Annotated in this window: 11 protein-coding genes; 7 read left to right on the top strand and 4 right to left on the bottom strand. The window is 36.1% G+C overall.

Annotation, left to right across the window (positions count from 1 at the left end; translation table 11 throughout):
• The first annotated feature begins 148 nt into the window (after positions 1–148).
• From IEV85_RS20295 to panB, 3 genes are all read left to right on the top strand, one after another.
• Positions 149–1,006: a DMT family transporter gene (locus tag IEV85_RS20295; RefSeq protein WP_229712672.1), complete on the top strand. Its 858-nt coding sequence runs from the start codon at positions 149–151 to the stop codon at positions 1,004–1,006.
• A gap of 369 nt (positions 1,007–1,375) precedes the next feature.
• Positions 1,376–2,905, top strand: coding sequence for a PAS domain-containing sensor histidine kinase (locus tag IEV85_RS20290; RefSeq protein WP_188466988.1), 1,530 nt, complete (start codon positions 1,376–1,378; stop codon positions 2,903–2,905).
• A 24-nt stretch (positions 2,906–2,929) separates the two neighbouring features.
• Positions 2,930–3,748: a 3-methyl-2-oxobutanoate hydroxymethyltransferase gene (gene panB, locus IEV85_RS20285; RefSeq protein WP_188466987.1), complete on the top strand. Its 819-nt coding sequence runs from the start codon at positions 2,930–2,932 to the stop codon at positions 3,746–3,748.
• Between the two features lie 82 nt (positions 3,749–3,830).
• On the opposite strand, the gene arfB is transcribed toward panB, so the two are convergent.
• Positions 3,831–4,247: an alternative ribosome rescue aminoacyl-tRNA hydrolase ArfB gene (gene arfB, locus IEV85_RS20280; protein WP_188466984.1), complete on the bottom strand. Its 417-nt coding sequence runs from the start codon at positions 4,245–4,247 to the stop codon at positions 3,831–3,833.
• A gap of 31 nt (positions 4,248–4,278) precedes the next feature.
• Complete coding sequence (locus IEV85_RS20275) at positions 4,279–4,416, bottom strand: hypothetical protein (RefSeq protein ID WP_188466982.1); 138 nt, start codon at positions 4,414–4,416, stop codon at positions 4,279–4,281.
• Positions 4,417–4,646: 230 nt separating this feature from the next.
• On the opposite strand from IEV85_RS20275, the gene IEV85_RS20270 reads away from it, so the two are divergent.
• Together IEV85_RS20270 and IEV85_RS20265 are read left to right on the top strand one after the other, a co-directional pair.
• Positions 4,647–6,890 carry an NADP-dependent isocitrate dehydrogenase gene (locus IEV85_RS20270; protein WP_188466981.1) on the top strand — a complete coding sequence of 748 codons (2,244 nt, stop codon included), beginning with the start codon at positions 4,647–4,649 and terminating at the stop codon, positions 6,888–6,890.
• 132 nt (positions 6,891–7,022) lie between these two features.
• On the top strand, positions 7,023–7,649 hold the full coding sequence (locus tag IEV85_RS20265) for an LON peptidase substrate-binding domain-containing protein (protein WP_188466979.1): 627 nt from the start codon (positions 7,023–7,025) through the stop codon (positions 7,647–7,649).
• Positions 7,650–7,700: 51 nt separating this feature from the next.
• Here IEV85_RS20265 and IEV85_RS20260 read toward each other — a convergent pair whose 3' ends face one another.
• Together IEV85_RS20260 and IEV85_RS20255 are read right to left on the bottom strand one after the other, a co-directional pair.
• Positions 7,701–8,252 (bottom strand): ferritin, encoded by a 552-nt coding sequence (locus IEV85_RS20260; protein WP_188466976.1) that lies wholly within the window; start codon positions 8,250–8,252, stop codon positions 7,701–7,703.
• A gap of 223 nt (positions 8,253–8,475) precedes the next feature.
• The gene (locus tag IEV85_RS20255) at positions 8,476–10,746 is read right to left on the bottom strand and encodes an aconitate hydratase (protein ID WP_188466975.1); all 2,271 of its coding nucleotides are present in this window, start codon (positions 10,744–10,746) and stop codon (positions 8,476–8,478) included.
• A gap of 358 nt (positions 10,747–11,104) precedes the next feature.
• Here IEV85_RS20255 and IEV85_RS20250 point away from each other — a divergent pair, with 358 nt between their 5' ends.
• Together IEV85_RS20250 and IEV85_RS20245 are read left to right on the top strand one after the other, a co-directional pair.
• The gene (locus IEV85_RS20250; protein WP_188466973.1) at positions 11,105–11,449 is read left to right on the top strand and encodes a hypothetical protein; all 345 of its coding nucleotides are present in this window, start codon (positions 11,105–11,107) and stop codon (positions 11,447–11,449) included.
• A gap of 4 nt (positions 11,450–11,453) precedes the next feature.
• Positions 11,454–12,623, top strand: a 1,170-nt coding sequence (locus IEV85_RS20245; RefSeq protein WP_188466971.1) for a SprB repeat-containing protein, incomplete at its 3' end; no start/stop codon positions are given.

The following is a 12,623-nucleotide window of genomic DNA, read 5'->3' as shown; positions in this document are numbered from 1 at the left end:
TATCTCTAGTATTATAAAAATAGCATGTCTCTCTGATGATACTAGTAGAAATTGGAGAATAGTAGATTTTTATTTAGTTAATTCCTGATTTTTAAAAAAAAACCACTCTAGCTTTGCAATGATTTACACACCTTAAGTAGTTATCCGAATGAATAGAGGCGTTTTGTATATGCTAATTGCAGGCTTGTTTTTTGCTGTCATGAATGTGCTGGTAAAGTTATTGCCCAACATACCTGCTGTTGAAATTGTCTTTTTCCGCTCTTTAATTTCCTTTATCATGAGCTATGTATACTTAAAGTCTGTAAGGGTTTCCGTTTTTGGGAGTAACAGGAAATTGTTGATAGCCAGGGGGCTTGCAGGAGCCATTGCTTTGAGTATGTTTTTTTATACACTTCAAAATATTCCACTTGCTAGTGCCGTAACCATGCAGTTTCTTTCACCTATTTTTACTTCTGTATTAGGAATTTATATTGTAAAGGAAAAAGTAAAGCCCATTCAATGGATATTTTATTTAATGGCTTTTGGAGGCATTTTAATCATTCAGGGTTTTGATCCTCGCATATCTTTCGAAATGTTTTTAATAGGTATTACTTCGGCTGCTTTTGCAGGTTTAGCATACAACATAATCAGGAAAATAAATGATAGAGAGCATCCTCTTGTTATTATATTTTACTTTCCACTCATTACTTTACCCTTAGCAGGTGTTTATTCGGTGTTTAATTGGGTAATGCCTCAAGGAAATGAGTGGTATGTCTTAATTCTGATTGGTGTTTTAACTCAAATTGCTCAATATTTTATGACTAAGTCTTATCAGTCTGAGAATCTTTCTAAAGTGGCGAGCCTTAATTATCTCAGCATAATCTATGCGCTTAGCTTTGGCTATGTGTTTTTTGGGGAAACTTTTAATGTTTGGGTTTATAGCGGAATTGCACTAATTTTAACAGGTGTTATCTCCAATATTTATTTTAAAAACAGAAGAGAAAAAGTAGATACCTTAAAGCAATAGTTTTAAGAAGCCTTAACCCATACCTATTTATAAAGTTGTTCTATACTTTTACAAGAATTGATACCTTTTTTTCTAAACCTTTTTCAAAATAAGTATTCTAATCAGAGCTTCATTTCTACTAAACGTTCGCTGTTTCTGAAATATATTGAAAACCTTTAGAATGATTAAATAAAAACAATTATTTAAAAGGTTGCCTTTTTTCTCGAAAGATTCTTCTGGTTGGTCGAGTTAATTTAAAAAGAGTTGTAGCTTAAAATGGTTTTTGCCAACTTATCCTTTATTTCAGAGGATTATCGTATTAGCAAAGATGATATATACAGCAAGAACTCCACTTCATAGTAAATTTTTGAAAGAATTTTACTCCCCTCTATGGACAAGAAATTAAAAGATATATCCGAAGAACTAAAGCTTGAACTGGCGCAAGAAAAACTTCAAAATCGACAGTTGTTAGATAAATTAGCAAAAGTTGAACGTAGGCTTTTGCAATATGAAAATGCATCTGAGGGTGCTAGCGAGGGATTATGGGAGAGGAATTTGCTGACAGATGAAATTTTTATATCTCCCCCGTGGGCCAATATGTTAGGCTACAAAGTAGACGAAGTGGAGAAATTAGGTGTTTGGGAGAGCTTAATCCATCCTGAAGACAAAGAAAGGACCATTTCCAACTTTATCAGTTATCTCAAGGGTGAAATACCTGAATACAAAGTTGAATTTAGGTTACGTGCTAAAAGTGGGAAATATATTTGGATTAGCTCCAAGGCCAGAGTTACAAGAGATTCTAAAGGAAACCCCATTTTTATTTCGGGCTCACACACTGATATTTCAGATAAAAAAGAATCGGCAGAAAGATTAAAAACGAGTGAAAAAAAATATAAACATTTGTTTGACAATTCTCTGGTAGGTATAATGAGAGTCAATAGTGAGAACCTTGATATCGTAGAGATCAATCAAAAAGGGCTTCAAATTCTGGCTTTTCCTAATTCCCAAGAGCATCTTATGCTAAGTGATGTTTTTGTTGATATAGATCAGATTCATGATTTAAAGGAAATGCTTAAATATCAGGGTTCAATTGAAGAGTTCGAAGTAAAGGTAAGCCGGTGGGATGAATCAGAGACATGGATTTCACTTTCGGCTATTGTAAATGATACTGAGCTTGGAAACTTTCTGGATATCACCTTTCGTGATATTTCTGAATTTAAAGAGAACTTGCTGGAGTTGCAACGCTTAAATTTTGAGTTAGATAATTTTGTTTATCATGCCTCTCACGATATTAGATCTCCTCTCAGATCCATGATGGGGTTAATAGAAATTTTGAAGACAGAGAGAAATCCTGCCGAGATTAGAAAAATTATTGAAATGATATCGGGCAGTGTAAACCGCCTTGATAAATTTGTGGTGGACTTATTGGCTATGTCGCGAAATAACAGGCTAACTGAACCTACAGTACCAATAAATTTTATGGTGGAAATTAACAATAGTGTTACAAATTTTCATCATGTTTATACAACCAAAAATTTAGAAATTAGAGTAAAAATTCTTCAAAAGGAACCATTCTACTCTGATCTCACAAAAATAAGGATTATTCTAAATAACTTAATTTCAAATGCGATTAAGTACAGAAAGACTTCTGAAGGATTAATATCTTTTATTAATATTTACGTTACAACCACAGAAGAAGAGGCGAAAATCATAATTGAAGACAACGGAGAAGGGATTTCTCAGGATAAACTTGAGAAAATTTTTGATATGTTTTATCGTGCCTCTGAAAACAGTGAAGGAAGTGGTTTGGGAATGTATATTGTAAAAAATGTGATTAAAAAGTTAAATGCAGACATAAAAGTTGAGTCTGAAGAAAGAAAAGGTACTACATTTACAGTTACAGTTCCGAACGATCAGTAAAACTTAAATAAAAGAGAATTTTTTATGTCAGTGCACAAGAAGTCAATTAAAAAAATCACTACACATCAATTACAGGAAATGAAAACTCGTGGAGAGAAAATCTCTATGCTAACTGCTTACGATTTTTCAATGGCTAAGCTCGTGGACGCTGCTGGTGTAGATGTGATTTTAGTGGGTGATTCCGCTTCTAATGTTATGGCGGGACATGAGACCACATTGCCAATCACACTTGATCAAATGATTTATCATGCCTCTTCAGTGGTAAGGGCGGTTCAAAGAGCTTTAGTAGTAGTGGATATTCCTTTCGGATCCTATCAGGGTAATTCATCTGAAGCTCTTCGGTCTTCTATAAGAATAATGAAGGAGTCAGGCGGGCATGCTGTAAAGCTTGAAGGTGGAGCGGAAATTAAAGAATCCATTATAAGAATACTAAGTGCCGGTATTCCTGTGATGGGGCATTTAGGTCTAACACCACAATCTATCTATAAGTTTGGCACTTATACAGTGAGGGCTAAGGAAGAAGCGGAGGCAGAAAAATTAATTAGTGATGCTAAGGTTTTGGAAGAGTGTGGATGTTTTAGTATTGTGTTGGAGAAGATTCCTGCTAAACTGGCTAAAAGAGTTGCAGAAGAAGTAAGCATTCCCATAATAGGAATAGGTGCAGGTCCGGATGTGGATGGTCAGGTACTCGTAATTCACGATTTACTGGGCATCACGACTGAATTTAAACCTCGTTTCTTGAGGCACTATGCCAAACTGGATGGAATAATAACTGATGCAATTGGTAAATATGTCCAGGATGTAAAGAGCACTGATTTCCCCAATGAAGAAGAAAGCTACTGATGATGAGCCTCTTTAAAAGTGGAGGGACAAATTGATCATTTTCTAAATTGAACAGCTGTTGGATACCGGCAAATCTATAAATCTAAAGTAGTTTTTTACGATTTGCTTTTTTCTCAGCATGCTGTTTTTTGCTTTCCAGCCTTTTTTTGTCAGCAGTTTTGGAAGGTTTTGTTGCTATTCTTTTCTTCTTTTTAGTAAATGCTTTAGTCAGGAGTTCGTAAAATTTCTGAATGGCAATTGTTTTGTTCTGAAGTTGTGACCTCTTTTCCTGTGCTTCAATAATTAGAACTCCTTCCTGTGTTATTTTCGATTTTAATTTTTTCATCAACAGTGCTTTCTCTTCATCAGAGAGTAATGCTGATTCCGGGATATTAAAACGAAGTGCAATCCTGGTATTGACCTTATTAACATTTTGCCCTCCTGGTCCACTGCTTTTTGTGGCGGAGAAATCCATCTCAGGCTCAAAACTTTTATTTTTTATTTTATCCGAGGCTTTCATCACTCAATTATCTAAAGAAGAACAAAGGTAGTTAATCTTTAAATACTCTTTTCATCACTGTTCTTACAATCAATATAGCAATGGCGATGGTACCCCCTGCAATTACAAATTCCATAGTAGCTCCATTTAAGATTAAATAACAATTGGTAGGAGGTAATGTTTTCAACATAATGATTGATAATAATAAAAGTGCAACTGTATTGATTTTATTAAATAAAAAATACTTCCCTTAAATCAGATAATTGCTAAACAAGCTTTCTCCCATACCGTTTTTTATTAAATTCGCATGCGACTTTAGCTATCACCAAAGTCTCTGCCATATAAAGAGCAAAGCTTGTAGGGTAAGTTAAAATCGTTTTATCATTTATAAATATAAGTCACAAAATCAACTTAAAAACTATGGCAACTAATTCCCAAAAGATATTATATACTAAAACAGATGAGGCTCCGGCTTTAGCTACCTATTCTTTTCTCCCAATTGTAAAAGCTTATACTGACTCTGCTGGAGTGGTGGTAGAAACAAGAGATATTTCATTGGCCGGACGAATTATTGCCGTTTTTTCGGACAGGTTAAAGCCTGAGCAGCAAATGAAAGATGATTTGGCAGAATTAGGAGAAATAGCTAAAACACCAGAGGCCAACATAGTGAAATTGCCTAATATCAGCGCTTCAATTCCTCAATTGAAAGGAGCTATAAAGGAATTGCAGGCTTTGGGTTATGACTTACCTAACTATCCGGACGAACCTTCAACAGAGGAGGAAAAGCAGATAAGAGCCAAATATGATTCAGTAAAAGGAAGTGCTGTAAATCCGGTTTTAAGAGAAGGAAATTCCGACAGAAGGGCACCTAAAGCGGTAAAAGATTATGCGCAAAAGCATCCGCATTCCATGGGCAAGTGGTCGTCCGATTCTAAAACGCATGTGGCAAGTATGCAGGAAGGAGACTTTTATGGAAGTGAGAAATCGCTCACTGTGGAAGAGGCTACTGAGGTGAAAATTGAATTAAAGAGTAATGATGGCTCAACCAAGGTATTGAAATCCGGATTAAAGCTGCAAAAAGGTGAAATTATTGACGCAGCTGTACTTAGTAGAAATGCTTTGCGTAAATTTTTAGAAGTACAAAAAGAGGAAGCTAAAAAGCAAGGGATACTCTTTTCCATTCATCTGAAAGCCACCATGATGAAGGTTTCAGACCCTATCATTTTTGGTCATGCAGTAAAAGTATATTTTGCGCCTGTATTTGAGAAGCACCAAAAAACACTTGAGGAGATAGGTGTTGATCCGAACAATGGGTTCGCTGACCTTATATCTCAGCTTAAAGAATTACCTGAAGAAAAGAGAAAAGAGATAGAGAAAGACATTGAAGCTTGTTACAATGAAGGGCCGGATTTAGCGATGGTAAATTCCGATAAAGGCATCACCAATCTTCATGTGCCAAGTGATGTGATTATTGATGCTTCTATGCCTGCCATGATCCGTACATCAGGCCAAATGTGGAACAAAAACAATAAACTTCAAGATGCCATTGCTGTTATTCCAGACAGATCTTATGCTGGAGTATATCAGGCAACCATCAATTTCTGTAAGGAAAATGGAGCTTTCGACCCTGCCACAATGGGAAGCGTTTCCAATGTAGGTTTAATGGCTCAGAAGGCTGAGGAATATGGTTCCCATGATAAAACTTTTGAAATTCCTTCATCGGGAGAAGTGAGTATTATAGATGCTGAAGGAAATACATTATTATCTCATAAAGTGGAGGAAGGGGATATATGGAGAATGTGCCAGGTGAAGGACGCGCCTATTCAGGACTGGGTAAAATTAGCTGTTAACAGAGCTAAAGATACTAAAGTCCCTACTGTTTTTTGGCTTGATGCCAACAGAGCGCATGACAGCGAATTAATTAAGAAGGTTAACACTTATCTGAAAGATTACGATACTGCAGGACTTGAAATTATGATAATGGCACCTGAGGAGGCTACGATCTTCTCTTGTAAAAAAATTAAGGCTGGAAAAGATACAATTTCCGTTACTGGAAACGTATTAAGGGATTATCTAACAGATTTATTTCCAATTTTGGAAGTGGGAACAAGTGCAAAAATGCTTTCCATTGTACCTTTAATGAATGGTGGAGGCTTGTTTGAAACAGGTGCAGGTGGCTCAGCTCCTAAACATGTAGAACAGTTTATTGAAGAAGGCCATTTGAGATGGGATTCTTTAGGTGAATTCCTTGCATTAGCAGTGTCTCTTGACCACTTGGGTAAGACTTTTGATAATGAGAAGGCGATTGTTTTAGGAGAGGCATTGGATTTGGCAACGGGTAAGTTTCTGGAAAATGATAAGTCTCCTTCAAGAAAGGTTAATGAAATTGATACCAGAGGGAGTCATTTTTACCTTGCCATGTATTGGGCTGAAGCCTTAGCAAACCAATCTAAAGATGCAGATCTAAAGAAAATCTTCCAGAGGGTTGTAGAAAGCATGTCAATAAAGGAAGGTGTGATTAATGAAGAGCTGATTAATGCGCAAGGTAAGCGAATTGAAATAGGAGGTTACTTTAAGCCTAACGAGGATTTAGTAAATAAAGCAATGAGACCTAGTAAAACGTTGAACGAGATATTGGCTTCTATTAAGGCTTCAACAAATTAATTAAATATCTCTAAGCGGAAGTTGTTTTAATAGAATTTAAATTTTCGAATAATAAATTAAAGTCCACAAAGAATGTGGGCTTTTTTTTATGGAAAATGAAACATGATCGTTAAACAAATCTTTTGATAGGATATGAAAACTATTTTGCCTTTTTTTCCTCTCAATCTGGTGGCTTTTCCTGGGCAGGAGTTGAATTTACATGTATTTGAACCTCGTTATAAGGAATTGGTGAGAGATTGTGTAGCCAATGAGAGTAATTTTGCTATTCCATCTTATGTTAAAAATAAGATTGAATACGGTACAGAAATGAAATTAGTAAATATTGCTAAAGAATATAGTGATGGTCGTTTTGATATTGAGACAAAAGCAATTAATGTGCTTCACGTACTTAATATGCAAAATCCTTATAAGGAGAAATTATACGCTGCCGGAGACGTGGAGATACTGACTAATGTTGATAATGGAGACATTATATTAAAAGAAGCGTTATTTGAATCATTAACAGAGCTTTATAAACTTGTAGAAATACAGAAAGTACCTCTAAATACAGATTTTAGGGTGTTTGATATCGCACATCAAATTGGGCTTTCCAAAGATGCTGAATATGATCTTTTGCAATTAAGAGAAGAAAGACAGCGACAAAGGTTTTTGTTAGATCACTTAAAGGTAATATTGCCGCAGTTGAGAGATATTCAGAAAAGTAAAGAATTGATAAAGATGAATGGCCATTTCAGACATTACGATCCACTTGAGTTTTAGAGCATAAAAAAAGCAGTGAATTTCACTGCTTTTTTTATGTATTGTTGAATTTTAAAGTGCAGTTGCATCAGTATTTTTTGGGTCAAGTCCATGCAATTTTCCTAATTCAATATCAATATACCATAAGCCCATTCCATCTTCACCTATAATATCGAATATTTCAAGTGCTCTTCTTGCCATTGTTTCTTCTTCGCGTTGTTCTGTAACAAACCACTGAAGGAAATTAAAAGTGGTAAAATCTTTTGTGCTAAAACAGTGGTCAACCAGTGAATGTATTGATTGAGTTACTTTAATTTCGTGCTCCAGGATTAGCTCAAAAACTTCTCTTAAGCTATTAAAGTCATGGCGAATTTCGGAAATAGCAGGCTGTAGTGCATGACCACCAGCCTCATTAATATAGCTGAAAAGTTTTAGCATGTGATCTCTTTCTTCTGTTGCATGCTCATAAAGAAACTTTGAGGAATTTATATAACCTTTCGTTTCGCACCATGAGGCCATTGATAAGTAATAGGCAGAAGATTTGCCTTCCATTACTATCTGTTGATTAAGCATCTTCTCGGTTTCTTCTGTAAGGGATCTTTTTGAAGTAATTACGTTTTTCATTGATTTAAAAATTTTCGTATTCTAATATACTCATTTTAGGAGTAGATGTTGTAGTAATTTATTAATATGAAATTAGATCAGCTCCAAATATAGATTGGGTATAAAGAAGCTTTTTTTAAGTAAAATTAGTTAATAAAAAAGCTCTTACAGTCCGCAAGAGCTTTTAAAATGATTTCAAAATTTTTTCTAGACCAATAAATGATCGGAAAATAATATATTGATCTTAACCTTGAGCTTCAAGTTCTTTAATTTTATTCAATGCAGAACCAGCTTTGTACCATCCGATTTGTGCATCGTTATAAGTATGGTTAGCTACAATAATGTCTTTGCTTCCATCTTCGTGCACAAATTCCAGCTTTAAAGGTTTCTCAGGAGCAAACTGATCTAAATCAAGGAAATTGATCTTATCATTTTCCTGTACTTTATCATAATCAGCTTCGTTAGCGAAAGTAAGTGCTAACATTCCTTGCTTTTTCAGGTTTGTTTCGTGAATTCTGGCAAATGACTTCACTAGAACTGCCTTAACTCCTAAATGCCTCGGCTCCATAGCTGCATGCTCCCGGGAAGAACCTTCCCCGTAATTATGATCGCCTACTACAATGGTTGGAATACCTTTAGCTTTATAAGCTCTTTGAGTTGCGGGTACAGGACCATATTCACCGGTTAATTGATTTTTTACTTTATTGGTCTCGCCATTAAATGCATTTACTGCTCCAATTAAGCAGTTGTCAGAGATGTTATCTAAGTGACCTCTAAATCTCAACCAAGGGCCAGCCATAGAAATGTGGTCAGTTGTACATTTTCCTTGTGCTTTTATGAGGATTTGCGCATTTACAATGTTTTTTCCATCCCAGGCATCAAAAGGTTCTAATAATTGAAGTCTTTTGGAGTCAGGGGCAACTTTTACATCTACTTGCTTTCCATCGGTTGCCGGGGCCTGATAACCATTGTCCTCTACAGCAAAACCTTTGTCAGGTAACTCAGCTCCAAATGGTGGGTCTAATTTAACCTGTTCCCCTTTTTCATTAGTAAGGGTGTCGGTAAGAGGGTTGAAACCTAAATCACCACTAATTGCAATTGCAGCAACCATCTCAGGAGAGGTTACAAATGCATGGGTATTAGGATTTCCGTCAGCACGTTTAGAGAAGTTTCTGTTAAATGAGTGGACAATAGTGTTCTTTTCACCTTTGTCAGCTCCTGTTCGTGACCACTGACCAATGCAAGGTCCACAGGCATTTGTGAATATTGTGGCATCCAGGTCTTCAAAAATTTGGAGTAAGCCATCTCTGTCTGCTGTATATCTCACTTGCTCAGAGCCTGGATTAATGCCAAAATCAGATTTGGTTTTCAATCCTTTTTCAACTGCTTGCTTAGCAATTGAAGAAGCTCTTGACAAATCTTCATAAGATGAGTTTGTGCAAGATCCTATCAATCCCCATTCTACTTTTGTAGGCCATCCATTTTTTTCAGCTTCTGCTCGCAATTGTGAAATTGGAGTTGCTTTATCAGGAGTGAATGGTCCATTAACATGGGGTTCTAATGTAGAGAGGTCAATTTCTATGACCTGATCAAAATACTGCTCAGGGTTAGCGTAAACCTCATCATCACCTGTGAGGTGTGCTTTTATTTTATTAGCTTCATCAGCTATTTCATTTCTGTCAGTTGAGCGCAGATATCTTTCCATTGCTTCATCGTAACCGAAAGTAGAGGTAGTTGCACCGATTTCAGCACCCATGTTGCAAATGGTGCCTTTACCTGTTGCAGATAAAGATTGTGCTCCGGGGCCAAAATATTCAACTATACAACCTGTACCGCCTTTCACGGTTAAAATGCCTGCTACTTTAAGAATAACATCTTTAGCAGAAGTCCAGCCATTTAATTTACCTGTTAATTTTACACCGATTAGTTTAGGGAATTTTAACTCCCATGCCATGCCCGCCATCACGTCTACAGCATCAGCACCCCCTACGCCAATAGCCACCATTCCTAAGCCACCCGCATTTACCGTGTGGGAGTCAGTACCTATCATCATTCCACCAGGGAAGGCATAATTTTCTAGTACTACCTGGTGTATGATACCAGCACCCGGCTTCCAGAATCCGATGCCATATTTATTGGATACTGATTCAAGGAAGTTAAATACTTCTCCGCTTGCTGTAAGAGAACTTCTTAAATCCTCTTTAGCACCTTCTTTAGCTAATATTAAGTGATCGCAATGTACTGTTGAAGGAACGGCTGCTTTGTCTTTTCCTGCTTGCATGAACTGAAGTAGTGCCATTTGGGCTGTGGCGTCTTGCATTGCTACTCTGTCCGGTGCAAAGTCCACGTAAGATTTTCCTCTAACAAACGCTTTTGTAGCCTTTCCATTCCATAGGTGAGAATATAAAATTTTCTCTGACAAGGTGAGAGGTTTGTTCACCACTTTCCTTGCAGCCTCTATTTTTTCACTCATGCCGGCATAAACTGCCTTAATCATGTCTAAATCAAATGCCATATAATTACTCTTTAAATTTAATGAACGCTTATAATGCAGGCAAAGATACGAAAAGCAGATTTTTTTTCCTAAGTGTTTTTATGCTATAAATCCCAGGGTTCTTAAGTTAATTTGATTGATATAACTATTTGTTTTTTAGTGTTTTATCATTGTATACTTAAAGTTTTACTTGTTTTTTATTGTTTAGAATATTGAATCACTTATATTTGAATGGATTATGGTAATTAGGCGACTTGAATACGGTCTTTTGTAGCTAAATTCCGGTAAAATAGTAAAGCTTTCGATGAAATAATCTTAAATGTACTAAAACCCTTTAGATTTGCATTTTATTGAATTAAAAATGAATTATTTTTGACCTATGAAGAAGATATATTGCATAATTATTACATTAGTTATAATAGCTGCAGTCAAATTAAGTGCTAAAGATGGGGCATTTCCACTGCAATGCGGAAATGAAATTACCCGCTTATCAAGCATGGATAATAGTTTTGTGTTTAAAATCGCAACATCTGAAAACTTTGAAGCTACTTTATTTAAAGTACTAAATGGTGTTTATGTTGAAGTACAAAGAAAATCAGGAAAAGGGAATACAAATCTTACTTTTAACTCTATAGAGAAAGATGACATATACAAACTTGTTGTGGAGTTTTCAGCTTCTGAAAAATTGTGTAAAACAAGGCAAATCTCAGGCTTAAAATTATAATTATATGGGAAAATATTACAAAAGACTTTTTTATACTCTTCCTTTAGTTTTAAGCTTTATTTTATTTGGAGGAGCAAATGTGTTTGCTCAACTAAATATTAATGCTTCAGTAACTCAAAATGTTAGTTGCTTTAACGGTGGGGATGGTGAAATTACCTTGAATATCATTTCTGGTACAGCTCCTTTTACAGTAGAGTTTTTCTTATGGGATGGGAGCGAGATACCTATTGCAACAATCACAAACACAACAGATAATGTGATTGTATTAAGTGATAATATTAACACTACCGATGGATCAGTCAGTTATACGCCTCCCTTCCCTGGTTTTGGCATAAAAGCTAATGATAATCCCGATTTAGTAGCTTTTTTAGGTAATACAACATATAGGGTAAGAGTTACTTCAGATGATGCGGGTTTTAATTCTCGACTCATAACTGGTTTGGTTATAAATGAACCAGATGAATTAGTAGCTTCTGTAGTAGCGGTAACTGACGACTGTGACAATTTAGGTTCAGGAACCATTGATATTGATGTGGCAGGAGGAACTTCCCCTTATACTTATTTATGGAGTAGTGGACAAACTACTCAGGATGTTACAGATGTAGCAGCAGGAAGTTACGATGTACTGGTGACAGATGATAATGGTTGTACTTTTGATTTAACAGGAATTGTTGTTAATGAGGGACCCGATGCTGGATCGTATGTCGGTACTGCTGGTGAAGCTTGTACTACTGATGTATTTGATTTATTTAGTTTACTAACTGGTCAGGATTCTGGTGGAACATGGTCTCAGTCAACAGGAACTGGAGGAACTTTAAATACATCCACCGGAGCAGTTGATTTTAGTGGGGCTACAGAAGGTGTTTTTACCTTTAAATATACTGTTACTGCTGGTTCTTGTACTCCGGATGAAGAAGATGTTACGGTTAATGTTTATGAGGCTGCGATAGCCGAGGCTGGAGATGATTTATCAGTATGTGCAGGCGATGTGTTGAATTTATCAGTATCAGGAACAGTAAGTGCGAGTAATTTCAGCAGTCTTTCGTGGAGTAGCTCAGGAGATGGAACTTTTGATGATACAAGTATTTTGGAGCCGGTTTATACCCCAGGAGCCACAGATATTACAAATGGAACAGCAACATTAACGTTGACAGCCAATGGAAATGGCAGCTGT

Origin of the sequence: Marivirga lumbricoides (genome assembly GCF_014636295.1) — a bacterium.
In the GTDB taxonomy this organism is placed as follows: Bacteria; Bacteroidota; Bacteroidia; order Cytophagales; family Cyclobacteriaceae; genus Marivirga; species Marivirga lumbricoides.
Note: the sequence above shows the minus strand (reverse complement) of the source record. Positions and strands in the feature narration are given on the sequence as shown.

Bases quoted from the DNA above. Each gene is read 5' to 3' on its own strand.
- IEV85_RS20295 (WP_229712672.1), top strand. From the start codon at position 149: ATGAATAGAGGCGTTTTGTATATGCTAATTGCAGGCTTGTTTTTTGCT.
- IEV85_RS20290 (WP_188466988.1), top strand. From the start codon at position 1,376: ATGGACAAGAAATTAAAAGATATATCCGAAGAACTAAAGCTTGAACTG.
- panB (WP_188466987.1), top strand. From the start codon at position 2,930: ATGTCAGTGCACAAGAAGTCAATTAAAAAAATCACTACACATCAATTA.
- arfB (WP_188466984.1), bottom strand. From the start codon at position 4,247: ATGAAAGCCTCGGATAAAATAAAAAATAAAAGTTTTGAGCCTGAGATG.
- IEV85_RS20275 (WP_188466982.1), bottom strand. From the start codon at position 4,416: ATGTTGAAAACATTACCTCCTACCAATTGTTATTTAATCTTAAATGGA.
- IEV85_RS20270 (WP_188466981.1), top strand. From the start codon at position 4,647: ATGGCAACTAATTCCCAAAAGATATTATATACTAAAACAGATGAGGCT.
- IEV85_RS20265 (WP_188466979.1), top strand. From the start codon at position 7,023: ATGAAAACTATTTTGCCTTTTTTTCCTCTCAATCTGGTGGCTTTTCCT.
- IEV85_RS20260 (WP_188466976.1), bottom strand. From the start codon at position 8,252: ATGAAAAACGTAATTACTTCAAAAAGATCCCTTACAGAAGAAACCGAG.
- IEV85_RS20255 (WP_188466975.1), bottom strand. From the start codon at position 10,746: ATGGCATTTGATTTAGACATGATTAAGGCAGTTTATGCCGGCATGAGT.
- IEV85_RS20250 (WP_188466973.1), top strand. From the start codon at position 11,105: ATGAAGAAGATATATTGCATAATTATTACATTAGTTATAATAGCTGCA.